Source organism: Reichenbachiella sp. (assembly GCF_033344935.1).
Classification (GTDB): domain Bacteria; phylum Bacteroidota; class Bacteroidia; order Cytophagales; family Cyclobacteriaceae; genus Reichenbachiella.
On record NZ_JAWPMM010000001.1, the window covers coordinates 3,252,069 to 3,275,337 of the forward strand.

Below are 23,269 nucleotides of genomic sequence, written 5' to 3' on the forward strand. Positions count from 1 at the left end.
TGCTGTCATTATATGAAATTCAAAAAATCAAAAGCGAAACCAATAGCTCAATAATGATGGCAAATACCAGGATATAGAAATATAACCACGAGGTAATCCAGTATTTCAATGCTGTCTTTTTCCAACTCTGGTTATAAACCCTTTTGAAAGACAAAAAGGAATAAATGAATACAACAAACAAAGTTGTAAACATAATCCAACTATGAACGTTATCAGATTCCACCGCCCAATGAATCAGTCCCATAGCCACACCATAGACAAAAAAAGCAAACGTATGTAGGTGGATCGTATGAATCAGGTGATTGACGTAGAGTGTTTTTCTTCTGATATACATCAGCTTGAGTAGTAAGGCAAATACTGGAATCAGAATGAACATCATGACAGACAGATTCTGTACTATCTCGGAAACCAATGTTTCTTTATCACGCTTATATATGCGTATGACCTGCTTTATAGTCAGTTTGGTAAGAGCACTTCTATCTTCAATCTTTAGAGAGTCATAAAGGGCCTGCTCACTTATACTATTATCATTGAGTTTGTCGTAGAGTAATTCCCATTGCCAATTTTTCAACGGCCAGGAGTTTTCGTCACCTTCAGATATAGAATCACTGTCCATTTTAACCATGATCGGTGGGGCATTCTTCATAGAATCCAAATTGAATTGAACTTCATTCTGAATAGCGGCTTTCACTGAATCCGCCTCAGGCGTATCTAAGGCCTGACTAAGCTCACGAGTCAGATCCCCCATCATGATATTGAGAATAAAGAAGTAAAAGAAACTGACTATGATGTATAGACGGATTGGATTGGCATAAGTAAAGCGTTTCCCTTCATTATACTTTCTAGTGAGCTCTCCAGGTTTGAAAAAGAATGGAAAAAAAGTATGTGCTAATCTGGAATCGAATGAGAAAAAATTCTCAAATAAATCCCTACCCAATTCCTTAAAAGAAACATTCTTATCATCGTTCTGCTGACCACAGATCGGACAGTAATTGTACACCTGATCTAGTGGAGTACCACAGTTTAGACAGTTTTTGGTCTTTCGCAGTGCTCGCATTTACTCAGACGGATCTTCTTTTTTTACGAATCGATTTAACAAGAAGGCTCCACCCCAGAATGCCAGAGCTACAAGTGAATATTCTAATTGATAAAACTGAGTTCGAAGGCTAAAGTATAAAAACACAATAGCTCCTATGAATAGAACCCAATAGATGATTTTCAATAATTTTTCTCTCGACATGCTTACGCTAATTCTTTTACTTTCAAAGAAGTACCCTCCTCACCAATTACTTCTATTTTCGCTCCTTGCTCGATATAACTCCCTCTGGTATAAGCATCATAGATTTCTCCTTCGATTTCTACTTTTCCGCTTGGACGTAAAATAGTATAGGCCACACCTGATTTACCCATCAACGAGTCTTTCTTGAAATTGGATGTATACCCTGATGCTTTGTCTAAAGTAGTTTCCAGTGCTATTCTTTTGAATGCTCCGGATTCTGTCAATCGGACACCACCAATAAACATAATAATGAAAGACCCAATAAGCCCTAAGAATGTGACTAGAATAGCGGTGGTCAAATGGCCAGTAGGCACAAATGAAAAGTCGAAGTAATCGTTGTTGAGCATAACCAGAATCAAAGAAGTAACCATCATGGTGATACCAGATACACCTGCCACACCAAATCCAGGAATAACAAAGATTTCCAGCGCCAGTAACACAACACCTAAGAAGAATATGATGATTTCCCAGTTCTCAGCTAATCCATTGAGGTAGTACGGCGTGAAGTACAAAATCAAAGCAATCACAGAAGCCAATATTGGAAAGCCTACACCAGGGGTTTGTAATTCAAAATAGATCCCTCCCAAGATGATGAGTATCAAAATTCCACTCACAAATGGATTAATGAAAATATCTATGATTTTGTCTGACGCGGTCAGTTCATATTCAAATGTATCATAATGTTCCACACCAGATCGACTCATAATTTCGTCTATGCCACTGACTTGCGCTTCACAGAATCCGTGTTTGATGGCCTCAGATGTCGAAAAGGTAATCACTTTACCTTCAGTAGATATGCTATCTACCTCTACATCCTGATCTACCATTGCTTCGGCTATTTTCGGATCTCGCCCGTTAGCTTCTGCAGTAGAACGCATGATCGAACGCATGTAAGATTGGTATTTGTCAGGAGCTGCTGCTCCGTCCTGTGTCACTACTGTAGCTGCGCCTATACTTGCGCCTTTGGCCATGTAAATGCTATCACAAGCAATCGAAATCAAAGCCCCTGCGGATGCAGCGTCTTTGTTGATATACACATAAATAGGCTTTTCAAACTCCAGTACTCTTGTTCTGATATCATCGGCATCATTGAGTGCTCCGCCATAGGTATCCATTTCTATAATGACATAATCGGCTTCTTGTTTTACAGCTTCTTCAAGGGCCAATTCCGTATAACGATTGGTGCGTGGATCAATATCAGCATCCAGTTTCATCAAGAAAACCAAAGGCTTAACTCGTGTGCTATCCTGGGCCAAAAGATTTGTGCTAAATCCTAAGAAAAGAAACAATATGAGTGGGAGACGTTTGTACATCAAGGATTAAATTTAGATTTGCCCGAAAGATATTTATTATTTGTCACTTCCATTAAACGAATACGGAATTTTGACCGCTGAAAATAAGCATAACCAAGTCACTTTTGATTTTCCCATCCAATCAATCATTCCCGGATCAGATGAAAATTTGCTATTGATTGAAACTCATGATTTGAATACCAAATCACAAACTTTTCTTCTTTTGTCCTTTGAGCCACTAGAAATTATTCAGGCCATTTCGTTCGATGATGAATACACCGGATTGGTGACGAAATCATATGATAAAAGTCGTCTCCTTTTCATTCAATATTCTGACCAAAACAATCCGGACCTGACCAATATCTATACTTTCAATTGGACTGGAGGAGAGCCTACCTTTACACTCCAAAACACAAGAATCATTCAATCTGGCCCAAATTGGATTAAAGTACCGCATCCTCATTTTGCCAACAAGGGAATTTACATTGATGTAAAGTCTGGCTCTCAAATGAGAGAAAAACCAAAAACAGAAAAGGACCTCTTTCAAAACATACAATATGCAACTGCTTATCTCGAAGAGTCCGAGTATTTCCAATGGTTCGTACAATATTTTGCGAAACATGGCATTACTCCTTGTAGACAAATTGAATACCTAAAAACCGAACACGCTGTATTAATTTCCTATTATGAAAATAAAGAAGAGAAATTATCAAATAGTCTCACTCTGCTAGATAAAGAAGGCACGATTTTAGAGCAGATTGTTTTAGATGAAAAGCTCAACGGAATTGGCAAAGACACATTTTTCGTCTATCAAAATAAGGCCATATTTGTTACTCATAAAAAGACCCTTAATCTATATGAATTATAAACTGCTCGTTTTCTTCCTTTTCATGAGTTTGACTCAATTTGGATATTCATATGCACCCATGGATAGTCTCCGTGTGGAAAAAATAAAGGGCAAAAAATACATCATCCACAGAGCAGAGCCTAAGGAAACGCTGTACTCCATTACTAAGAGATATGGCGTTACACTGGAAGATTTATATGAATACAATCCTTCACTTAAAGAAAATGGATTGAAAATGTATGATACGATTCAGGTGCCTTTGGTCAAAAAAAGAAAAAAGCAAGAACCCGAGGTTGAAGCCAGTGAATCCGAAAATTATCATGTTGTACAGGCGGGAGAAACCTTGTTTGCTATTTCAAGGAAATATGAATTGACTGTCGACTCACTTATTGCTATCAATAAATTAGAAAATGCATCCTTGAATATTGGAGACACACTTTTCACAAGGCCTCAATCAAAAACAATCACTAAACCTTCTTCTAACGACAATAAAAAATACCATGTGGTACAACCTTCGGAAACGCTTTTCGGAATTTCAAGAATGTATCAGGTGGAAATTGAAGACATCCAAAAATGGAATAACCTTCCAGACTATACTTTGTCTATTGGCCAAAGGCTTATAGTATCTGGTGATTCTGTAGCCAAACCCGAGCTTGAATCACCGGTGGCGCCAATTGTCAAAAAGGAAGTAGACACCATTTATGTAAAACCAGAAAAACCTGCTTTGGACACGCTTTATGTAAAAACAGACAATAGCCAATTTAAAAGCAAGACAAGCGAAGTTGAAGGTAAACAGCAAACTGTAGAAGAAGGTTTTGCCATGAGAATCGAAGACACGGACTATACACAAAAATATCTCGCACTCCACCGATCTGCACCATTAGGCTCTACTATTCAGGTAAAAAATCAAATGACCAATCAAATGATAGAGGCAAAAGTGGTAGGCAAATTGCCTGAAAGTGCTTTGAATCAAAAATTGCTTTTGAGACTGTCGTCGGCCGCCTACAAAGCTATGGGCGCCATCGATCTCAAAACACCGATTATTGTCAGTTACGCACCAGATGCAGAATGACCTGAAAAGCTTCTTGGATGAGAAGGTGGAATTGTACAATCAACCTTCATTCATTCCAGACGATCCCATTTCTATTCCTCACCAATTTTCTAAGAAACAGGATATCGAAATCTCCGGATTATTTGCAGCCACTTTAGCTTGGGGCCAAAGAAAAACGATTATTAACAAGTGCAATGAATTGATGAAAATGATGGATCATGCTCCGCATGATTTCATTCTGAATCATAGCGAAAATGACCTCAAACAGTTCTTAAACTTCAAACATAGAACCTTCAACCCCACCGATACGCTTTTCTTCATTGATTTTTTAAAGTCACACTTTCAAAAACATAACTCATTAGAAACAGCATTCACAAATGGCATGAAGGGTGATATGGAAGTTTACCTCACTAATTTCCACAATGGCCTATTTGAGCACCCAGATGCACCTGACAGAACAAGAAAACATGTGGCTACTCCAGTTCGAAAGTCTGCTTGCAAACGACTCAATATGTATTTGAGATGGATGGTAAGACAAGACAATAAAGGGGTTGATTTCGGTATCTGGGATGCCATTAAACCAAGCCAATTGATTTGCCCATTAGATGTGCACGTAGAACGTGTGGCTAAGCGATTAGATCTCTTACAACGTAAACAAACCGATTGGCGAGCCGCTGTGGAATTAAGCGATAATCTAAGAGAATTAGACCCTCAAGATCCAGTGAAATACGATTTTGCCCTATTTGGTATAGGTGTGATGGAGAAGTTTTAAGAGTTGAAAGTTGGAAAGAAAAAAGTTGAAAGAAGAGCAATGAACTTGTCACTTTAAACTTTCTACTTTAAACGAAGATTACCCCCTCCAATTCTCTGGCTCCATTCTCCAAGAATTCAAAGAATCTAGCTCATCACTTTTGATCAGATTAGAAGACACAGCGATATCCAATAAAGAATGGTAATCAGATAAGGTAAAGTGCGATACGTTCGCTTGCATCAAGTTTCTATCGGCATGTGGGAAGCCATAGGTGAAGATTGCCCCTAGACCTAGCACTTTCATACCAGCCTCTCTCAGTGCCTCTATGGCCTTGATGGAGCTCCCTCCAGTCGAAATCAAATCCTCTACTACAAATACATTTTTACCTTCTTGCACCTGCCCTTCGATCTGATTGGTTCTACCGTGAGACTTGGCTTTGTCTCTAACGTAGATAAATGGCAAACCCATTTCCTCGGCGATCAATGCACCTTGTGGGATACCAGCTGTTGCTACACCAGCGATCACTTCCGTTTTAGGATATCTGGCTTTGATTTCTTTGACGAACGCATTTTTTATAACTGTACGCAGCTCAGGATAAGATAACGTCATCCTGTTATCACAATAGATCGGCGATTTCCATCCAGACGCCCAAGTGAAAGGGTCTTTTGGTTGAAGTTTGATCGCTTTGATCTCTAATAACTCTGTTGCGATTTGCGCGCTAAGCGGAAGATTTGATTCATTGTTCGTCATGTGGCGAAATTAATAATATTTTAAATCAAGATTTCTCTGAAAGAATGAATTCTAAAAATTGAAGAAAAATTAATCACTGAAATTGTGAATCTCACGAATTTTTATCCATGTTCGCCAAGTACTTTTATAGAAATGAAGATATACATTAACGATATACCAGTTAGGATTCGCGATCGAGAAAATGAGTCCAGCAAGAAATTTGATGTGATACTTGATAGCGAGGTAGATGACATCCAGGCTATCAGACTCAAGGGCAAAGTGCTCATCAATGAAAAGTCTCATGAAGCTATCAATCGATTGCTTCACATCATGACGGATAAGAAGTACAGCAAAATCAAACAAATCGAAATCAGAGTCAAAAACAAAGTAAAGGCGCAGCAGTACCTCAAGTCAAAATTTGATATAGTAGAAGCTGCCGGAGGCGTGGTGGAAAAAGATGGAAAAACACTAATGATCCTCAGAAACGATCTTTGGGATATTCCAAAAGGAAAACTAGAAAAAGGAGAAAAAAGATCTGAAGGCGCTGTAAGAGAAGTCGAAGAAGAAACCGGAGTAAAAGTACAACGGGAGGAAAAAATCTGTTCTACCTGGCACACCTACATTCGCAATAAAAAATATGTATTAAAGAAGACGACTTGGTACAGAATGATCTGTCTGGATGATAGCGAAATGAAGCCGCAAAAAGAAGAAAACATTCAAAAGACAGTTTGGATGACGGAAAGCGAAGTGGATGTAGCCATGCTCCATTCATTCAAAACTATCGAGCAAGTCGTAGAAAAATATAGGAAACTTTTAAAGAAAGTAGCTAATTAAAGCTCGTAGGGAATGAATGGGCTGATGTCTCCATCGTATTTGTGCACCTCCCTTATAATCGTCGAACTGATGTGTGCGTATTCAGGAGAAGTAATTAGAAAGACTGTCTCCAAATCAGCATTTAGGTATCTATTCACCTGAGAAATACTGTTTTCGTATTCAAAATCTGTTGTATTTCTCAATCCCCGAATAAGAAAAGAGGCGTCTGTCTTTTTTGCTAAATCCGCTGTCAGCTCATTATAAACCATCACAGACACATTTTCATCTGACTTAAAAGCAGACTTCACTCTATCTACCATGTACTCTACTTCGAAATATCTCGACTTGGCACTATTGTAACCAATAGCTACGACCACTTCATCGAATAACTTAAGCGCTCGACGGACAATATCCTGATGCCCTTTGGTAAATGGGTCAAAAGAACCCGGAAAAAGAGCAATTTTTTTATCCGACATGGTTATGGTTTTAGTCGCAGAGATACACACTCAGCAAATCAAAATACTGATGATCAGCCAGCTCGTCGAAATGATAATTGAATTTGAGATTTGCTGGACGCTTTCCAAAGGAAATGTTTCCAATGTACTTCGAAAACAACTTGTAGTGATCCGAGCCTTTAGAGATATTACCCCACAGCATCACTTTCTGAGTACGTTGGTTTAGGTTGAACTCCTTAAATACCAACATCACATACTTCACATAATCTTTGGCTTCCTTAATAGAAAACTGATTGTAGTAATGTAGTTTATGATTCTCAGAAACAAATACATGCATGATACCCCTATCAAGGATACAATAGACGATTTTAGATTCCGCCTCGGTGTTGTATTTAAGGATCCCTTCGATTAGCGCACTTCCTTGGTGAATTACCTCAATCTCCTTGTTAGGATACAGCGAATTGATCCAGCTCACTAGTCGCTTATCAGCTGCAAAAGCATTCACCACATTAGAAGAAGTGTGCTTATAAGTATATTCACTTTCTACCGAATCGTTGATTGTGCAATTCAGCATCAAATAATCACGAACCGAGTCTTCCACAAAGTGTGTAGCCGGAATCAATGAAAATTTATGACTCTTGAGAGATAGTTTGATAGAACTCCAAAAACCTGCCATAAGCAAGTGATGATTTTCAAATAGTTTAGCCAGTACTTGCAATCTCGCATTGATTGTCTTTACGTCTTGAAGAATATAATCCTCCAATAACAGACAAGTATCCGTGCGTGTATCCGTGATACTCATTTGAAAATCACGAATCCCTATTTGCATCGAAAGACAGTAATGATGTAGTTCGTCTACATCAAATTTACTGTCTTTGATTCTTTTTACTAGCTTGTATGTTGCGCTATGTATAGCTTCCAAATCTTATGTTATTCCCAGTTTCCTGCTGTAGTAATACTTGTTCTAGACCCAAATCTTAGAGGCTTTTTGGTTCTAGCTTCATTATCTTCTTTTCTTTTAGGATCTACTGGTGCTGTATTCCAAACCTCAACTACATCCACTCGAACATTGCTCTTCTCGATTTTATCTGCCCACATCGCAAATTTCTTGTCCGTGGTACCGGGTACAATGTCCAATGTCGCTAAGTCAAATTTTGGATATTTCGCTGGAGAAAACAATGAATCTCTTACAGCTACAGTACCTAACGTATCAATTTCTACAACCACACTATCAGCGCCATAAGACAATTGATGGATAGTTTCAATTCTAGAAGTTAAATAGAATTGTCCTGAATCGATGAAATTCTTCAACTTATCCCAATCACTCGTATACTGTCCATTTACCGCTTGGTATCCAATCTGTGCTTCTCTGATCATCATCAATTTTTTAATGATCTGTCCTTCCATTCTTTCGATTCTGTCAGCCTCATCGATAGATGTGTAAATGCTATTTCCTAAAAAGCCCGCCAACAAAAGCGAAAGGACTAAAAAGCTTATTGATATTATCTTTGTCTTCTCCATGCTTGAATTTCGATTTTTTGCAAGTATAAATATTTTTTAGAGTAATTCTGCCTTAAGCAAATGCTATTTTAAGGATTATTTCCAATATTAAAAAATCCCTTTTTCTTAAATAGATCGTCAATGGATTCTAAGTTCTGAAACAGCAGATGAATACAGTTTTTAGACAGCCCATTTATCTCTAAAACGTTCATCCATCGAGCTTCTTTCAAAATAGATTTTTCACCCAACTCTGGGTCAGAACCCAATTGTAATTTACCACCGATTTGCTCCACCACAAAGAATAGTTCTATGGCATGCAGTTCTCCACTTATAAATTCACTTGCACCCAAAAAGTCACAAACTTTCACAGAAATATTTACCTCTTCCTGAAATTCTCTAATTAGGGCTTCACTGACTTGCTCTCCAAACACCACCCCTCCTCCTGGTGGCAGCCATAACTCATTCTCTTTATTTAATCCAGAATGGTTAAGTAGCAAAACCTTACTGTCTTGAATGAGGAGACCCATTACCCTAGTCCTTATTTGATTTCCAAAAATAGTTTTGATTTCTTCTGATCTCATAGATTGAGCTGGCTATACTTGCGCTAAATTAATCAATATCACTTGCCACTTCCTTCCGAAATATTAAGAAACAAATTCGAGCATGAGCCTACCGTAAGCCAAGCCAAAGCTTTCTTAGCCATCGACCAGTTTGTCGCAGCTAAGACAGCCAAGCCCACCATGATCCTCAAAGGCTACGCAGGTACAGGTAAAACTTCCATAGTGGCCACATTGGTAAAAGTCCTTCCACTCTTCAACTATAAGTTTGTATTGCTTGCTCCAACAGGTAGAGCTGCAAAAGTGATCAGTCAGTACGCCAAACGCACGGCATTCACTATTCACAAAAGGATATACAAAGCTAAATCTAACCAAGAGGCTACCGGACCTGTATTTAGTCAAACTAAAAACTACCAGTCCAATACTATTTTCATTGTAGATGAAGCCTCTATGATTAGCTCCGAGGCAGATTACAAAAACAAAAGCCTACTCAACGACCTGATACAATACGTCTTCGAAAAAGATGGCAATAAACTATTACTTGTGGGTGATACAGCTCAGCTCCCTCCTGTACATCAAGAAAAAAGCATGGCGCTTGATAGGGATCATTTATCAGATGTCTACCAACTAGATACTACAGAAAGTGTTTTGACAGAAATTACACGCCAAGCTGAGAATAGCGGGATTTTACTCAATGCCACCAGCTTGAGAAATAATCTTTTTCAAAAAGAAAAGCTGGTCCACTTCGATACAAAGTCTCACAAAGACATCTACCGAATGACCGGAGAACGACTGGAAGATGGTCTGAGGTATGCCCATGACAAATATGGTTTGGAGAATACACTGATTATCTGCAGATCGAATAAAAATGCAGTGATGTATAACCACTACATCCGAAACACACTTTTCTATAAAGAAGATGAATTGGATGCCGGCGACTTACTCATGATCTCTCGAAACAACTACAATTTCGCCACGGATCAGGTGCCTTCTGGCTTTTTGGCCAATGGGGATTTTATGGAGATTTTGAAAATAAAAAGAACCGAAGAGCTGCATGGCTTGAGGTTTGCAGATGTTGAAATTAGATTGACCGATTACCCAGATGCCGAACCCTTCGAAGCTAAAATCATCCTGGATGGGTTGCATAGTTATACGCCGGCGCTGACGCAAGAACAAAATCAAGCACTTTATAAAAGTGTATTGATCGACTACATGGACCTTCCTAAAAAACAACAAAAGGAGGCCATGAAAGAAGATAAATATCTGAATGCCCTGCAGGTAAAGTATGCCTATGCACTGACCTGCCACAAAAGTCAGGGTGGACAATGGGATGCTGTTTTTGTGGATCAAGGATATTTAGGAGAGGCAGAAATTGACAATGACTTTATCCGATGGACCTATACGGCCATTACAAGAGCAAAAAATGAACTTTTTCTGGTTAATTTTGACACCAAATTCTTTTAGAATTACGTTAAGTATCAAACAACTAAAAAACTAGCAATGAAATATATATTGAGCGTAGCGGTTATTTTATGTCTGGCCTTCTCAGCCAGCGCACAGGATGCAGAACTTTTAGCACCGACCCCTCCAGGGCCATTTATCAAGTTTTCTGAGATGTCTCATGACTTTGGAGACATCGAGCAAGGCGAGAAAGTGGAATACACCTTCGAATTCACCAACACTGGCGATGCACCCATTGTAATTTCGAATGTACTCACCACCTGCGGATGTACTGCTTCTAGCTGGCCACGTGAACCTGTTCTTCCTGGTACTTCTAGTAAAATAGAAGTAAGTTTTAATAGCGCTGGGAAAATTGGACATCAAAACAAGGTGATTACTATCATGAGTAATGCTACCAACAATCCTGAGCGGGTGAAAATTGTTACCAATATTTTACCAAAGACGGATTCTTAAGATAGGAATAGGAAAACATTTTAAAAAAGGCTCTGAAGCAAACTTCAGGGCCTTTTTTCTTAAACGTGTTGATCAATCAATATCATGTTCCCATCCGGATCAGCCATCATCATACTCGCAGGCCCTGTAGTAGATTCATCGGCCTCTTGAATCAGCTGAACCTTCTCCTCTTTCATTTTCTTTTGAATAGCTCTGACATCATCAAAGGAATCTAAAGTATTAGCTGCTTGATCCCACCCAGGATTGAAGGTAAGTAAATTGCCTTCAAACATTCCCTGAAACAAGCCGATCAATGTTTGATCATTTTTCATGATTAGGTAATTCTGATCTGGACTTCCCGCAAATACAGCAAAGCCCAGGTTTTCATAAAATGATTTTGAAACGGTCAGGTCTTTCACACTAAGACTGACTGAAAATGCTCCGAGTTTCATAATGAATTAATTTAAGTTCGATCTATCTAGTTTTTAAAGCAAAAGAAGAAATCAGCGTCATGACCAACCCTATCGGAAACACCGTCCCGAACATGAGTAACCCACCAAAAGCTGGACTAAGCCATAAGTCCTTCCCCTCATTGATGTAAGCAAGCTCCGCTTCCATTTCCTCTGGGGTCAAAGCACTATTGGTTTTCACCATGGTAATGGAATGATCTAAATAAGTCTGAAGGAAATCGGGCATGAGCCAGGCATATAACACATAAGAAAAGATGCCAAAGGCGAGAGCGGCAACAAAATTTACAAAAGTACCGAAGATGAAAGCCTGTTTAAAAGACAGGTCTCCATTCAATTCGGTTTTGTATTGTTTTATCCCAAAATAAATGGCCGTTAAAGACAGGATCATGGAGGCGTAGCCATATACCTCTCCTGCTCCCAATTCCATATCTTCTCCATAAATCCAAAAAGGCAGCATGACACCGAACATCATAACTACAGACCCTATCAAACCATATTTGATTGCAATGTTTTTCATTTTTCAATAGTTGATGATACACCAAATGTAAGAGAAGACCGGAGAAATGGGCTCACCCAAAAGTATGAAATCTAACTTATTCGACGATTCTCAATTCTTTCGCCTTGGCCAAAGCTTGAGTTCTTCGCTTCGCATGAAGTTTTAAGTACAGGTTACTGATATGCGTTTTTACAGTATTCAGAGAAACAAATAGCTTGTCGGCAATCTCCTGATTAGACAAACCATTATTCAATTCCACCAGTACATCGAGTTCTCGATCGCTAAGATTAATTTTCTTCCCATTTTCAATGGACACCTGAGGAGCAGCTAGTTCCTCTTTCGATCCACTCAATTTAATTCCGGCCCAAATTCCTAAGGCCATAAAGAGCAATCCTACGCCTGCGGCATAAAACTCGAATGACAGTACCCTGACGAGATGGAAATAGTCCAGTGCATTCAGAAGTGTGAGCAATAGCCCAACGCTCAACCCGATGAATACTGCTGATTTTTTCAAACCTATTCGTTAAATCCAGTCCTGTGATAATTAATAGTTGTTCCTCTATCCAGAATAGAGAAATGGTTGCTGTTGGGGAAATTAAACCTATAATCTTTAGAATTAGCCTCTAAAAAGATTTCAGTTTCGTAATGAAGGTTCAGTTCGAAATGACTGCTTCCAGCAGCATTAACCATCCAATATATGAAATGATGATTATGCTCGTCATAGCTGATTACACTCTTTTTGTAAAGTTTCCCATCTCTTTTGAATCTCAACTCCATGGAATGAGGAAAGATGTCTACTATTTCACAAGTAGAATTATCAGATCCTTTGAAGGTACCCGGAATCAGATCAAAAATATAGTTAGTGTTTTTCAGTGAATCTTCGGCAGGGTAGACTTCTGAAGCCAACCTGATCACAGTTTCAAAATGTCTCTTGCAGTCTTCGGCTCTTTCACTGAAATCTTCATCTGATTTCGGAAATGGAAATTGCAAGAAAAATTCCTTAAACGATGGAGCACCGTTATATAGCTTTTGTATACGTTGGGTTTTACCAATCGCATCAATATGCACCACTTTACCTTTGACCACCCTTCCTTTATTTGACTTCACCTCTTCTATTCTTATCGAAGCCAAATCCAAATCTCTTAGGTTCACAATTCGGTCGAAATAGAGACCTTTATCTACACGATTAGGGGTGTCCGAACTGGAATTTTTTACGTTTATGGATTGTTTTTCAGCGTTGTATAGAAAATTATTGTGCCACCACTTCCCTGTCGATGGGTTTTGATAGACATAAGCCAGATTAGATTCTAACCACTGTATGGACTCGTTGAATTTCTCCTGATCTTCTTCTCGAGTTTGCCCAAAAACTATCTTTGGTACTACCAACAAGAAAATGATTAGTCCGATTAGATTGCTTTTACAATGGTTATCCATAGCCGTGGAATAATTATTAATTTTTCTATTCACTAAAAGCTCAAATATAGGCAAGGATAAATAGCGGAACCAATTGGGCATGAAAAAACCGAAGCCAATGACTTCGGTTTGAAAATATCTATAGAACGAAGGCTTATTTACCGTCACTCACAACAGCACCGTCTTCAAGCCTGATGATGCGAGAACCATATTCTGCACATTTTTCAGAGTGAGTAACTTGTATGATGGTCATACCCTCCTCTTCATTTAGTTTCTTGAATAGTTTCATGATTTCTTCCCCTTGCTCTGAATGAAGGTTTCCAGTAGGTTCATCGGCCAACAAGAGTTTCGGACCTCCAATCAAAGCTCTAGCTACTCCCACGAGCTGCTGCTGGCCACCGGACAGTTGCTCTGGGAACAAATCACGCTTGGCTACCATTTGAAATCTATCGAGCATTTCTGCTACCATACTAGCTCTTTCTTTGCCTTTCACCCCTCGATAAAGCAAGGGCGTCTCTATATTCTCATATACATTCAATTCGTCAATCAAGTGATAAGCCTGAAACACGAATCCTATATATTCTTTGTGAAGTTTAGACGTTTTTCGTTCGCTAAATTTGTGAACAGGTTCGTCGAGGAAGTAATACTCACCCGCTGAAGGTTTATCCAGCATCCCAATGATATTGAGGAGTGTTGATTTTCCAGAACCAGAAGGTCCCATGATGCTTACAAATTCGCCTTGTTTCACTTCCAGATCTATCCCCTTTAGGATAAATAACCGTTGAAACTTAGAATCGACGTACTTGTCAATGTCTTTGAGTTTGATCATTAGTTTTTATTTTGAAGTTGTTTTGACTCTTTCTCAAATATAGAAATTATACTCACAAACGAAAGTGAACCACTTCGGTTTTACAAACTAAATACCTCTTGTATTGATAGATACTTTATCCGGAGTTGGGTATTTCAATAGTTTAGAAAAATTTTCTTTCCAAAAATCCATATCCAAAATTTCACCTCTACTGTTTTGCGTCAAGGTGATTACTACTCTCACGCCGTCTTCGTCAGTGTATTCTACCTGAACGATATCACCAGCATAGTCACCAGAATCACCAAGCGTGAAGTTGATACTTCCCATCACACCTCCTTCATAGTCATCTACCTCAACAGGAAAAATATATGCTTCTGGATCTTTTTCAGCCAAAGTCAATAGATGTTTGGCCAGTGTAATTTCTTCTTCTCTTATTTTTCTAATCTGACTCATCTCTGCTCTATATATTCTAACAAACTTCTTATGTTCTTACCCGCTTTCACTTCCATTTGCCATTGCAACTCATTGTTGACAATGGCTACTCCTATTGTAATACCATTTACACTGACTCCGTACCCTTTTCTCTCCAAAGCCTTTTGCACCCAATGAATCGGCTTATCTTCTCCAATTAATTGAAAATACTGTTTAACTTCCTGCTTTAACTTAATTTGCCCCGTACGACTATCCAAATGAAACTCTTCATGAAAAAACACCTTTTCGATTTCCCCAGATAGACCAAGATCCTCTGGCGTACCTGTGATAATGGGTGCATTGAAATTCATCAGCCACAATTCATCGGCAAACTGCATCGATAAGTCCAGCTCATGTGTGGAAATCAGAATAGACTTTCCGGTTTCATTTTTAATTGATTGCAACAATTGAAACATCTCCACTCGGTTGACTACATCCAAATGCGCCGTAGGCTCATCCATCAAAATAATATCTGTGTCTTGAGCCAATACTCTGGCCACCATGGCTTTTTGAAATTGTCCGTCACTGATCGCAGACAGCTTGGAGTTTTCGATATAATTGATCCTACACCTTGAGATCGCCTCTTCTATTATGCGTGTATCCTCTGCAGATTCTTGCCCGATCCAATTGGTATAGGGGTATCTGCCAAGAGCTACTAATTCTCGAACGGTCATATTGGACATGCCAATTTTTTCGGTGGTGATAATGCCAAGCTTTGTCGCCAATTCTCTTCGATCCAAGCTGTTTATTTCTTGATCATCCACTTCTATTTTTCCAGCTAATGGTTTTTGTAAATTGGAAAGTGTCCTTAAAAGCGTAGACTTTCCTACTCCATTTTGTCCAAGTAGACATACGAGTTGTCCTCCACCTAGAGTCAAATTGATATCCTTAGCAATCTCTTTAGCTGCGTATCCCACGTTTAGCCCTATGATTTTCAATGAACTCATTAGAAGCTGTTAGAAATATTTCCTCGTTTCACAATCAACCAGATCACTAATGGCCCACCTAGAATCGAAGTGATTGCATTTAGCGGAAGCGAATGAGACAATCCCGGCATTCTGGATATCACATCACAGAGCATCAATATAATTGCACCAAGAAATCCCACAAACGGGATCAACAATCGGTGGTCGCTAGTATCTAAAATCATTCTGGCAATATGTGGTGTCGCCAATCCGATAAAGGCAATGGGGCCACAATAGGCAGTAATAGTACCAGAAAGTAATGCCGTCACGCTAATGACACCGTATTTAGCCAAGGTCATGTTAAGTCCTGCATTTTTAGCATATTGATTTCCTAATAGGAAGATATTCAATGGCTTAATTAAAAATACTGAGCCCAACCACCCGATCACGATTAGAGGGAATAGCACTTGCAATTCACCCAAAGTCACACTGCCCAGATCCCCAAAAGTCCAAATCAAATAGGACTGCACATCTTCTGGATTGCTGAAAAACTGAAGGATACTTACTATCGCACTGGTGGCGCTACTAAACATTAAGCCAATGATCAATAGTGAAGTATTATCCCGCACTTTAGTTGAGAAAAAGAGCACCACCGCAAATACCAGAAACGACCCAATAATAGCCCCAATAGCCATGGAAAAACCAGACATAAACTGAATACCAAATAGCAGCCAGAGCGACTCTCCAAATACCACCAAAGCCACACCCAAGCTAGCACCTGCACTGATGCCTAGCACATAAGGACCTGCCAATGGATTTCTGAAAAAAGTCTGCATATACAAACCGCTAAGCCCCAGTCCACTTCCAGCCAATACACCGGTAACGGCTCTTGGCAATCTGTAATTAATTACTATTCGCTCCCAAGCGGGATGAGCCACCGGTTCGCCGATAAAGATATTCCACAGCCCTTTGAGTGGAATGAGCACTGAGCCGAACATGACATCCAATAGAAATGTAATGACAAAGACAATGATCAGTATGATTAAGGGTCTATTCAATCTGGCGTGGAGTGTTTTTAACGAATTTAGAAGAAATAATTAGCCTATTCCAATTTCATATAATAATAGAGTTCATAATCTGGCAATAGCTCTGGATGCATGATTTTGATATGGTCGGCAAGTAGCTTTTCCGGATTTACATTGCCTGATTCAAAATAATCATTCGCCCCTTCTTCATTCACTCGAGCCATGTAAGAGTATACATTACCATTTTTGAATGCTTCAAATTCAGCATAGCGCTCATCTGCTTGCCGCAACTGCTCAAGAGACTTGTAACTAGCCACACCAATCCAATAATCCGCATTGTAGCCCTTTTCAAATACAGACTCAAAATCCATACTCAACCACCCAGAACTTTGATCTTCTTCCCACAGATAATCACCTCCCGCTGCGCTAATGATATTGGCTCCGTAGTTTTCTCCTGCAGGCATAAACCATGTACCACCATAGAGTGTGCCTGTGATTACTGTCGGCTGCTCTCTCCCAAGTACCAGTTGTTTTAAAGAATCGTAAATCATCACTTTTTGATCAAATACTTCTTTCGCCTTTTCTTCTTTCCCTGTAAGATGTCCTAAAAACTTGATCCACTCAAAACGGCCCAACAGTGAAGTCTCCATATATCCCGCATTCATCACAACATTCATCCCCAGCTCCTTCAGCTTTTCCAGTTGCCGATTTTCTGTACCAGAACTAAACGCCAGAATAATGTCAGGATTCAAATCCAAAATACTTTCAATGTCCAAACTACCGTCAGGACCTACTTCCTTTACCCTCCCTTGCTCTACTCTTTTTAATATTTCTGATGAGTATATAAATTGTGTTTGTGCAAATCCGGTGAGTTTATCTGTCACACCCAATTCATCCATCAAAGCCAGCTGAGTCGTAAGGTTTGAAACGATGGTTTGAACTGGAGTTTTGATTTTAATTAAAGTAATGTCATTGAGGTATTTTGAGGGAATAGAATCTGTGTACAATAGATATTGCAGTGGTTCTTTACTTCCCTGCCAAGGTTTATCTATTGTAATCAATTTGATCCCATCCTGATATTTGACATCAAATCTTTCTGCATATTGAATGTCTGAATCTATAGATTGATCAGAAGCGTCGCCGTTTTCTTGTTTTGAAGTACAGGAAATGCAAAAAGTAAGACATAAAAAAAAGGATAGGTGTTTATTCATCGCGCAAATAAACACCTATCCTTTTAGAAAAGTAATATTCTAAGCTTACAATCTGATCAGAGAGGCACCAGCCTCCATGGTTGCATATTCCTTAATGGATTCATAGGCCTCTCCTGGCAAATGATCAATGGCTTTTCCTGTATTTGGTATTTTATGACCATTTTCCGCATTCCACCACTCTCCTGCAAGCGATTTGGTCTCATCATGATCTACATCGAAATGTTTGATACATGAATCGCAAGTCATCCAAGTCTGATCTTTTTCTGCCGTCTTTTCAAAAATAATACCTCTCATTTTTGTAGCATTTGCATCTTTATCTTTGAAATGTTGGGTGGTATATGACATAGTCTCTGGCTCCACCATCTTATGATCCCAATAGGCCTTACTTGTAATGACCTGTGAAGTCGTAAGCGCATAACCCTCGTTTCTTTCCATATGTGACTTGCACACGCTACACTGTGTAGCTTTCTTCCCTTTCTTTTCTTTTTTAAACAGCCCTAATAGTCCCATGATTGTTGAGTTTTGATCTTTGGTTTTTGATTATATCTCTATTTAGACGTGAAACATTCCGTACGGTTTCACAAGTATAAGATGATCCTTATGTTCATTTAGTTGCACAAATGACAAAATTATTACGAAATAGTTTCTTCATACTTATATCATTCTCCCAATAAAATTACGAGAATAGCCTCTTTCATACACGCTATACCTGACTAACAACCGCTTATTCCAAACAAATAGCTCATAACGCAGACACTTGTCAATTATTCAATAATGTTTTCCATCCTCGATTATTTCTCTAGCTTTGCGGCAATTATTGGTTTTCGAAGGAAATGAATCCTGAGAAATTAAAAGGGAATTCGGTGAAGTGCATGGCACAAATTCCGAAGCTGTTCCCGCAACTGTAATTCGAAGACATTTCAACTATGTCATTTTTGATCTTCCACAGCCACTGTGCCAATGTATCGGCATGGGAAGGCCGATTAGAAAATTTCGAAGAGCCAGGAGACCTGCCAGTAGTTTCATTATTTATCTGAGCTTTCGGGAGAAAAGTGAAGTGAACTGCGGTACTCCTAGTGCTACTATTCCCTTTTTCAAACAGAGGCTCATAGTTTTTTAACCTTATAAAAATTACTATGAGAATTTTAAAAATTAATCTCAAACACATTTTAGCCATTGGGCTATTACTTCATACAGGTCTGTCTTTTGCCCAAGAGCAAGAGGACCTTTCCACTTACACCATGGATGAATTTGTGGTCACTGGAACCAAATTCGAATTGCCCGTTAAGAAATCAGGCAAAAGTATTTACAAACTGACAGCCAAGGATCTCGAACAAAATGCAGGCAAAACAGTCTCTGATTTACTCAATGAGGTCCCAGGCATTCAAATGGATGGAAACTTCGGTGCACCAGGCACGAACATCAGCTATTATGTTCGCGGTGGGCGAAACAAAAACACATTGATATTAATCGACGGTGTACCTTTAAATGACCCTTCTGGTATTGATGCTTCTTTTGACCTTCGTTTTTTACCTGTGAGTCAGATCGAATCTATCGAAGTACTCAAAGGAGGCTTAAGTACTTTGTACGGTACTGGTGCTTCCGCGGCAGTTATAAGCATCAAGCTAAAAGAAGCAACTCAGGAAGGTGTTCATGGCCAGGTGGATTACAGCTACGGTTCGTTCGAAACACATCAAGTTTCGGCCAATGTAAATGGCAAGCAAGACAAGCTAAGTTACATGGTCAGTGGTAGTCTCATGGAGTCAGAAGGCTTCTCCGCAGCTTCAGATGAAAATTCTTCAACCGATTTCGAAGACGACGGCATGACTCAGAAAAATGTTAATGTTAAGTTGGGCCTTCAAGCCACAGAGCAATTAAATATAGCTGTTAATGCAGCATTTGATGAGTTCTCTGCAGATTATGACGGAGGCGCCTATTTAGATGCAGACAATCAAAACAATGGTGAACAATTTAGAATCGGATTTACTCCAAGCTACAATTACGGAGATGGTGAGATCAAATTGAATGTATTACTAAATACAGGAGCAAGAGAATTTGAAAGTACTTATCCTTCAAAATTCAAATCCAAGAACTTACAAACCGAACTTTCACACCAGCATCAGTGGAATGACAATTTCAAAACGCTCATTGGTGTGAATGCACAAAAACTTTCGGCCAAAGAAGTGCTAGCAGATCCTAATGCAGATTACAATGATTTCAATATTATTGATCCATTTGCCTCTGTGTTTTTCGATCATAGCTCAGGATTAAATGTCCATGCTGGTGTAAGGTTGAATACTCATAGCGTGTATGACAATGAGTTCATTTATAATTTAAATCCTTCTTTTCTATTACCTGTGATTGGAGATCTCTCGGTCAAATTTCTAGCTTCTGTTTCTACATCTTACGTCACGCCTAGTCTTTATCAACTGTATTCATTTTATGGGAATGAAGATTTGTCTCCGGAGCGATCTACTAACTATGAAGGCGGTATCTCTTTTTACCTAGGAGATAAATTGACATTGAATACTGTTTACTTCAGAAGAGACGAAACTGATCCAATAATATTCAGTGGCGCTCTTGACAATGATGGAAATTGGGTAAGTTTTTACGATAATGGAACTGATGAACAAGTTGTTAAAGGACTTGAACTTGATGCCAATTGGACAATTTCAAAACTTATTAGCTTGAATACTAACTATAGTTATATAACAACTGACGAAAAGACCAATTTCTATCGAATTCCTGCATATAAGTTTGGTATTGGCTTGGTTGTGTCTCCAGTTGAAAGTGTCGACATTTCAGTAAAATATAATTTGACTAGTGATAGAACGGTGGCGTATTGGGATTCGGCAACATTCTCCTCTGTAGAAACTGAATTGGATTCCTTCGGTCTTGTTGATCTTTTTGCTAATTACAAATTGGTTAACAAAAACCTATCAATCTATGGCGGCATCAACAATGCCTTTGATACTGATTTCGTAGGTATTTATGGCTATACCACTCGAGGCAGAACCATGACCATAGGTTTGAATTATACATTCTAAATAAATAGAATGGCTGTTGGGCATTGCTTTTGCTAGCCCAACAGCCATTGAATTAATCTATATAAAATGAATATTGGATGTTCCTGGAGTGGTGGCAAAGACAGCTGCTTTGCGCTAATGAAACAAATTGAGCAAGGTGACCAGCTCAAAGTCGTCATGAATGTGATGGATGAAAAGCAGGAATATTCTAAGTCTCACGGATTGACTCAAGAAGTGCTTCGCGCACAAGCCAAAGCATTGCAAGTTCCTATCCAATTAGCTTCTGCCTCATGGTCTACTTACGAAGAGAATTTCATCAAAAACCTGAAAGAATTAAAGACCAATCATGAAATCGAAGGCATGGTGTATGGCGATATCGACATCCAAAAACACCGTGAATGGGAAGAAAAAATATCGGCTGCAGCAGGACTGGAAGCCTATCTCCCTCTGTGGCAAGGAGATCGGCGTGAATTAGTCGAAGCGATGATCGATGCCGGCATTAAGGCAATCATAGTGTCTTGTAATCATGCGCTAGGGCTCGACTTTCTGGGTGAAGAAATTACACATGATTTGATACCCAAATTGGAAGCCGCAGGTGTAGATGCATGTGGCGAGAATGGAGAATTCCATACTTTGGTCGTGGATTGCCCACTTTTTGAAAACCCTATTCAAATAGAGAAAGGCGAAAAGGTGAAAACAGATAATTATTGTTTCATAGAAACTAAATTAGCCCCATGATTACCTACATCTCAGGCGGCGAACGATCGGGCAAATCCTCCTATGCACAAAAGATGGCATTGGGACTTTCCGACAATCCCATTTACTTGGCGACTGCCAAAGCCTATGATGGCAACTTTGAGGAGCGCATCAAAAGACATCAGGCTGAAAGAGACGAACGCTGGACTAATATTGAAGAACGATTCAATTTGAGCGAAGTACTTCCAAAGAATCGTGTGGTGGTGATCGACTGCGTTACTCTTTGGCTGTCCAATTATTTTTCGAAGACCAAAGGCAATCGCGACGAATCATTGCAATTGGCAAAAGCTGAATTTGACAAGCTTAAAACCTATGAAGGTCATTTGATTTTTATATCCAACGAAATTGGTATGGGAACACACGCTGATACGCAAGTGGGTCGAGACTTTGTGGAAGTACAAGGATGGATCAACCAGCATATCGCGAAAGCAGCTGACGAAGCATATTTCATGGTCTCCGGATTACCCCTAAAACTTAAATAATGATTGAATTTAATATCCCTAAACCTGATAAAAAACTAACTTCCGAAATTGATCATAAGATTAATTTCAAAACCAAACCTATCGGTGCTTTGGGACAATTGGAGCGCATAACCAAGCAAGTTTGTGAAATCCAACAAACCTTATCACCAGAACTAAAAAAGCCCTCGATTGTAGTATTTGCCGGAGATCATGGATTGGCAAAGGAAGGTGTGAGTGCCTACCCACAAGAAGTGACTCACCAAATGGTACTTAATTTTTTGGCGAGTGGTGCAGCCATTAATATATTCAGCCAACAGCACCGTATTGACCTAAAAATCGTTGATTCAGGAGTGAATTTCGATTTTGGTAAAAACCCCAATCTGATCAATGCAAAAATTGGAATGGGCACAAAAAATGCGTTGCAGGAATCGGCAATGACAGAAGATCAATTTCTACTGGCCATCCAAAAAGGAGCTGATATTGTCAACGAAATCTACGCTCACGGCACAAATATCATTGGCTTCGGCGAAATGGGCATCGGCAACACTTCTGCTGCCAGCCTGATCATGAGTCACATTTGCAATCTCCCTATTGAAGAATGTGTAGGCCGAGGAACAGGAATTGATGATGCTGGGTATCAAAAAAAAATTGAAATACTGCAAAGCGTACAGCAAAAGCATTCTTCCGTTTCAACCGTCCCGGAGCTTCTTCAAGCCGTCGGTGGATTCGAAATCGCCATGATGACTGGCGCTATGCTGCAAGCTGCTGCTAATCAAATGATTGTAATGGTAGATGGCTTTATTGCCACATCAGCTTTTTTATGTGCAGAATCGCTTAACCCAAACATCATCGATTACGCCATTTTTTGTCACCAATCGGATGAATCTGGCCATAAACAAATGCTTGATCACTTGAATGTCGAACCTATTTTACAAATGCATTTGAGACTGGGAGAAGGCACAGGATGTGCACTGGCAATGCCCTTGATTCAATCTTCTGTAGATTTCATGAATAAAATGGCCAGTTTTGAAAGTGCTGGTGTATCGAATAAAGATTAAAT

The 23,269-nt window shown here is 39.3% G+C and carries 28 protein-coding genes and 1 riboswitch; of the genes, 10 read left to right on the plus strand and 18 right to left on the minus strand.

From position 1 onward, the window contains the following. Positions 1–19: 19 nt before the first annotated feature. The 3 genes from R8N23_RS14025 to R8N23_RS14035 are packed head-to-tail and all read right to left on the minus strand — an operon-like array spanning position 20 to position 2,592. Positions 20–1,057: a DUF3667 domain-containing protein gene (locus R8N23_RS14025; RefSeq protein WP_318172237.1), complete on the minus strand. Its 1,038-nt coding sequence runs from the start codon at positions 1,055–1,057 to the stop codon at positions 20–22. Continuing rightward, on the minus strand, positions 1,058–1,240 hold the full coding sequence (locus R8N23_RS14030; RefSeq protein ID WP_318172238.1) for a hypothetical protein: 183 nt from the start codon (positions 1,238–1,240) through the stop codon (positions 1,058–1,060). 2 nt (positions 1,241–1,242) lie between these two features. Next, on the minus strand, positions 1,243–2,592 hold the full coding sequence (locus R8N23_RS14035; RefSeq protein ID WP_318172239.1) for an NfeD family protein: 1,350 nt from the start codon (positions 2,590–2,592) through the stop codon (positions 1,243–1,245). Positions 2,593–2,632: 40 nt separating this feature from the next. On the opposite strand from R8N23_RS14035, the gene R8N23_RS14040 reads away from it, so the two are divergent. From R8N23_RS14040 to R8N23_RS14050, 3 genes are read left to right on the plus strand one after another with little or no spacing between them, the layout of a single operon-like run. Then, positions 2,633–3,439, plus strand: coding sequence for a hypothetical protein (locus R8N23_RS14040; protein WP_318172240.1), 807 nt, complete (start codon positions 2,633–2,635; stop codon positions 3,437–3,439). Further along, the gene (locus R8N23_RS14045) at positions 3,429–4,490 is read left to right on the plus strand and encodes a LysM peptidoglycan-binding domain-containing protein (RefSeq protein WP_318172241.1); all 1,062 of its coding nucleotides are present in this window, start codon (positions 3,429–3,431) and stop codon (positions 4,488–4,490) included. The genes R8N23_RS14040 and R8N23_RS14045 overlap by 11 nt, the downstream gene beginning before the upstream one ends. After that, positions 4,480–5,241: a TIGR02757 family protein gene (locus tag R8N23_RS14050; RefSeq protein ID WP_318173578.1), complete on the plus strand. Its 762-nt coding sequence runs from the start codon at positions 4,480–4,482 to the stop codon at positions 5,239–5,241. The genes R8N23_RS14045 and R8N23_RS14050 overlap by 11 nt, the downstream gene beginning before the upstream one ends. 78 nt (positions 5,242–5,319) lie before the next feature. Here the strand turns inward: R8N23_RS14050 and pyrE are convergent, their stop codons facing one another. Next, positions 5,320–5,970 (minus strand): orotate phosphoribosyltransferase, encoded by a 651-nt coding sequence (gene pyrE, locus R8N23_RS14055; protein ID WP_318172242.1) that lies wholly within the window; start codon positions 5,968–5,970, stop codon positions 5,320–5,322. Between the two features lie 132 nt (positions 5,971–6,102). Here pyrE and R8N23_RS14060 point away from each other — a divergent pair, with 132 nt between their 5' ends. Further along, positions 6,103–6,783 (plus strand): NUDIX hydrolase, encoded by a 681-nt coding sequence (locus R8N23_RS14060; RefSeq protein WP_318172243.1) that lies wholly within the window; start codon positions 6,103–6,105, stop codon positions 6,781–6,783. On the opposite strand, the gene coaD is transcribed toward R8N23_RS14060, so the two are convergent. The 4 genes from coaD to R8N23_RS14080 all read right to left on the minus strand — a co-directional run bounded on the left by coaD (position 6,780) and on the right by R8N23_RS14080 (position 9,298). Beyond that, positions 6,780–7,238, minus strand: coding sequence for a pantetheine-phosphate adenylyltransferase (coaD, locus tag R8N23_RS14065; protein ID WP_318172244.1), 459 nt, complete (start codon positions 7,236–7,238; stop codon positions 6,780–6,782). The two genes, R8N23_RS14060 and coaD, sit on opposite strands and share 4 nt — an antisense overlap. A gap of 10 nt (positions 7,239–7,248) precedes the next feature. After that, a complete protein-coding gene (locus tag R8N23_RS14070; protein ID WP_318172245.1) occupies positions 7,249–8,139 on the minus strand; it encodes a DUF3822 family protein in 891 nt (296 codons plus the stop codon). A gap of 8 nt (positions 8,140–8,147) precedes the next feature. Beyond that, entirely contained in the window at positions 8,148–8,738 is a 591-nt protein-coding gene (locus R8N23_RS14075) for a hypothetical protein (RefSeq protein ID WP_318172246.1), read from the minus strand. Positions 8,739–8,806: 68 nt separating this feature from the next. After that, entirely contained in the window at positions 8,807–9,298 is a 492-nt protein-coding gene (locus R8N23_RS14080; RefSeq protein ID WP_318172247.1) for an NUDIX hydrolase, read from the minus strand. 42 nt (positions 9,299–9,340) lie between these two features. On the opposite strand from R8N23_RS14080, the gene R8N23_RS14085 reads away from it, so the two are divergent. Both R8N23_RS14085 and R8N23_RS14090 read left to right on the plus strand, forming a co-directional pair. Beyond that, positions 9,341–10,738 (plus strand): ATP-dependent DNA helicase, encoded by a 1,398-nt coding sequence (locus R8N23_RS14085; protein ID WP_318172248.1) that lies wholly within the window; start codon positions 9,341–9,343, stop codon positions 10,736–10,738. Positions 10,739–10,774: 36 nt separating this feature from the next. Then, positions 10,775–11,188: a DUF1573 domain-containing protein gene (locus R8N23_RS14090; RefSeq protein ID WP_318172249.1), complete on the plus strand. Its 414-nt coding sequence runs from the start codon at positions 10,775–10,777 to the stop codon at positions 11,186–11,188. A gap of 59 nt (positions 11,189–11,247) precedes the next feature. Here the strand turns inward: R8N23_RS14090 and R8N23_RS14095 are convergent, their stop codons facing one another. The 10 genes from R8N23_RS14095 to R8N23_RS14140 form a co-directional block, all read right to left on the minus strand. Further along, positions 11,248–11,619 (minus strand): VOC family protein, encoded by a 372-nt coding sequence (locus tag R8N23_RS14095; RefSeq protein ID WP_318172250.1) that lies wholly within the window; start codon positions 11,617–11,619, stop codon positions 11,248–11,250. A 22-nt stretch (positions 11,620–11,641) separates the two neighbouring features. Beyond that, positions 11,642–12,154, minus strand: coding sequence for a DUF4199 domain-containing protein (locus R8N23_RS14100; RefSeq protein ID WP_318172251.1), 513 nt, complete (start codon positions 12,152–12,154; stop codon positions 11,642–11,644). A 76-nt stretch (positions 12,155–12,230) separates the two neighbouring features. After that, positions 12,231–12,647 carry a response regulator transcription factor gene (locus tag R8N23_RS14105; protein WP_318172252.1) on the minus strand — a complete coding sequence of 139 codons (417 nt, stop codon included), beginning with the start codon at positions 12,645–12,647 and terminating at the stop codon, positions 12,231–12,233. Between the two features lie 2 nt (positions 12,648–12,649). After that, positions 12,650–13,567, minus strand: a complete 918-nt coding sequence (locus R8N23_RS14110; protein WP_318172253.1) for a hypothetical protein — start codon at positions 13,565–13,567, stop codon at positions 12,650–12,652. Between the two features lie 133 nt (positions 13,568–13,700). Further along, entirely contained in the window at positions 13,701–14,375 is a 675-nt protein-coding gene (locus tag R8N23_RS14115) for an ABC transporter ATP-binding protein (RefSeq protein ID WP_318172254.1), read from the minus strand. A gap of 87 nt (positions 14,376–14,462) precedes the next feature. After that, a complete protein-coding gene (locus R8N23_RS14120; RefSeq protein WP_318172255.1) occupies positions 14,463–14,807 on the minus strand; it encodes a DUF6984 family protein in 345 nt (114 codons plus the stop codon). Then, a complete protein-coding gene (locus R8N23_RS14125; RefSeq protein ID WP_318172256.1) occupies positions 14,804–15,772 on the minus strand; it encodes an ABC transporter ATP-binding protein in 969 nt (322 codons plus the stop codon). Before R8N23_RS14125 ends, R8N23_RS14120 begins: the two co-directional genes overlap by 4 nt. Further along, a complete protein-coding gene (locus tag R8N23_RS14130) occupies positions 15,772–16,788 on the minus strand; it encodes an iron ABC transporter permease (RefSeq protein ID WP_318172257.1) in 1,017 nt (338 codons plus the stop codon). Before R8N23_RS14130 ends, R8N23_RS14125 begins: the two co-directional genes overlap by 1 nt. A 44-nt stretch (positions 16,789–16,832) precedes the next feature. Next, positions 16,833–17,966, minus strand: a complete 1,134-nt coding sequence (locus tag R8N23_RS14135; protein ID WP_318172258.1) for an ABC transporter substrate-binding protein — start codon at positions 17,964–17,966, stop codon at positions 16,833–16,835. Positions 17,967–18,011: 45 nt separating this feature from the next. Next, positions 18,012–18,476: a hypothetical protein gene (locus R8N23_RS14140; protein ID WP_318172259.1), complete on the minus strand. Its 465-nt coding sequence runs from the start codon at positions 18,474–18,476 to the stop codon at positions 18,012–18,014. 291 nt (positions 18,477–18,767) lie between these two features. Then, a riboswitch (cobalamin riboswitch) is annotated at positions 18,768–18,999 on the plus strand. Positions 19,000–19,102: 103 nt separating this feature from the next. Between R8N23_RS14140 and R8N23_RS14145 the strand changes: the two genes are divergently transcribed. From R8N23_RS14145 to cobT, 4 genes are all read left to right on the plus strand, one after another. After that, positions 19,103–21,013, plus strand: a complete 1,911-nt coding sequence (locus R8N23_RS14145) for a TonB-dependent receptor plug domain-containing protein (protein ID WP_318172260.1) — start codon at positions 19,103–19,105, stop codon at positions 21,011–21,013. 66 nt (positions 21,014–21,079) lie between these two features. After that, positions 21,080–21,730 carry a diphthine--ammonia ligase gene (locus R8N23_RS14150; protein WP_318172261.1) on the plus strand — a complete coding sequence of 217 codons (651 nt, stop codon included), beginning with the start codon at positions 21,080–21,082 and terminating at the stop codon, positions 21,728–21,730. Next, the gene (locus tag R8N23_RS14155; RefSeq protein ID WP_318172262.1) at positions 21,727–22,230 is read left to right on the plus strand and encodes a bifunctional adenosylcobinamide kinase/adenosylcobinamide-phosphate guanylyltransferase; all 504 of its coding nucleotides are present in this window, start codon (positions 21,727–21,729) and stop codon (positions 22,228–22,230) included. The genes R8N23_RS14150 and R8N23_RS14155 overlap by 4 nt, the downstream gene beginning before the upstream one ends. Then, positions 22,230–23,267 carry a nicotinate-nucleotide--dimethylbenzimidazole phosphoribosyltransferase gene (gene cobT / locus R8N23_RS14160; protein ID WP_318172263.1) on the plus strand — a complete coding sequence of 346 codons (1,038 nt, stop codon included), beginning with the start codon at positions 22,230–22,232 and terminating at the stop codon, positions 23,265–23,267. The genes R8N23_RS14155 and cobT overlap by 1 nt, the downstream gene beginning before the upstream one ends. Positions 23,268–23,269: the final 2 nt, after the last annotated feature.

Bases quoted from the DNA above. Each gene is read 5' to 3' on its own strand.
- R8N23_RS14115 (WP_318172254.1), bottom strand. From the start codon at position 14,375: ATGATCAAACTCAAAGACATTGACAAGTACGTCGATTCTAAGTTTCAA.
- R8N23_RS14035 (WP_318172239.1), bottom strand. From the start codon at position 2,592: ATGTACAAACGTCTCCCACTCATATTGTTTCTTTTCTTAGGATTTAGC.
- R8N23_RS14080 (WP_318172247.1), bottom strand. From the start codon at position 9,298: ATGAGATCAGAAGAAATCAAAACTATTTTTGGAAATCAAATAAGGACT.
- R8N23_RS14025 (WP_318172237.1), bottom strand. From the start codon at position 1,057: ATGCGAGCACTGCGAAAGACCAAAAACTGTCTAAACTGTGGTACTCCA.
- R8N23_RS14135 (WP_318172258.1), bottom strand. From the start codon at position 17,966: ATGAATAAACACCTATCCTTTTTTTTATGTCTTACTTTTTGCATTTCC.
- R8N23_RS14045 (WP_318172241.1), top strand. From the start codon at position 3,429: ATGAATTATAAACTGCTCGTTTTCTTCCTTTTCATGAGTTTGACTCAA.
- R8N23_RS14090 (WP_318172249.1), top strand. From the start codon at position 10,775: ATGAAATATATATTGAGCGTAGCGGTTATTTTATGTCTGGCCTTCTCA.
- R8N23_RS14030 (WP_318172238.1), bottom strand. From the start codon at position 1,240: ATGTCGAGAGAAAAATTATTGAAAATCATCTATTGGGTTCTATTCATA.
- coaD (WP_318172244.1), bottom strand. From the start codon at position 7,238: ATGTCGGATAAAAAAATTGCTCTTTTTCCGGGTTCTTTTGACCCATTT.
- cobT (WP_318172263.1), top strand. From the start codon at position 22,230: ATGATTGAATTTAATATCCCTAAACCTGATAAAAAACTAACTTCCGAA.
- R8N23_RS14125 (WP_318172256.1), bottom strand. From the start codon at position 15,772: ATGAGTTCATTGAAAATCATAGGGCTAAACGTGGGATACGCAGCTAAA.
- R8N23_RS14140 (WP_318172259.1), bottom strand. From the start codon at position 18,476: ATGGGACTATTAGGGCTGTTTAAAAAAGAAAAGAAAGGGAAGAAAGCT.
- R8N23_RS14060 (WP_318172243.1), top strand. From the start codon at position 6,103: ATGAAGATATACATTAACGATATACCAGTTAGGATTCGCGATCGAGAA.
- R8N23_RS14100 (WP_318172251.1), bottom strand. From the start codon at position 12,154: ATGAAAAACATTGCAATCAAATATGGTTTGATAGGGTCTGTAGTTATG.
- R8N23_RS14155 (WP_318172262.1), top strand. From the start codon at position 21,727: ATGATTACCTACATCTCAGGCGGCGAACGATCGGGCAAATCCTCCTAT.
- pyrE (WP_318172242.1), bottom strand. From the start codon at position 5,970: ATGACGAACAATGAATCAAATCTTCCGCTTAGCGCGCAAATCGCAACA.
- R8N23_RS14075 (WP_318172246.1), bottom strand. From the start codon at position 8,738: ATGGAGAAGACAAAGATAATATCAATAAGCTTTTTAGTCCTTTCGCTT.
- R8N23_RS14145 (WP_318172260.1), top strand. From the start codon at position 19,103: ATGAGAATTTTAAAAATTAATCTCAAACACATTTTAGCCATTGGGCTA.
- R8N23_RS14050 (WP_318173578.1), top strand. From the start codon at position 4,480: ATGCAGAATGACCTGAAAAGCTTCTTGGATGAGAAGGTGGAATTGTAC.
- R8N23_RS14110 (WP_318172253.1), bottom strand. From the start codon at position 13,567: ATGGATAACCATTGTAAAAGCAATCTAATCGGACTAATCATTTTCTTG.
- R8N23_RS14150 (WP_318172261.1), top strand. From the start codon at position 21,080: ATGAATATTGGATGTTCCTGGAGTGGTGGCAAAGACAGCTGCTTTGCG.
- R8N23_RS14120 (WP_318172255.1), bottom strand. From the start codon at position 14,807: ATGAGTCAGATTAGAAAAATAAGAGAAGAAGAAATTACACTGGCCAAA.
- R8N23_RS14095 (WP_318172250.1), bottom strand. From the start codon at position 11,619: ATGAAACTCGGAGCATTTTCAGTCAGTCTTAGTGTGAAAGACCTGACC.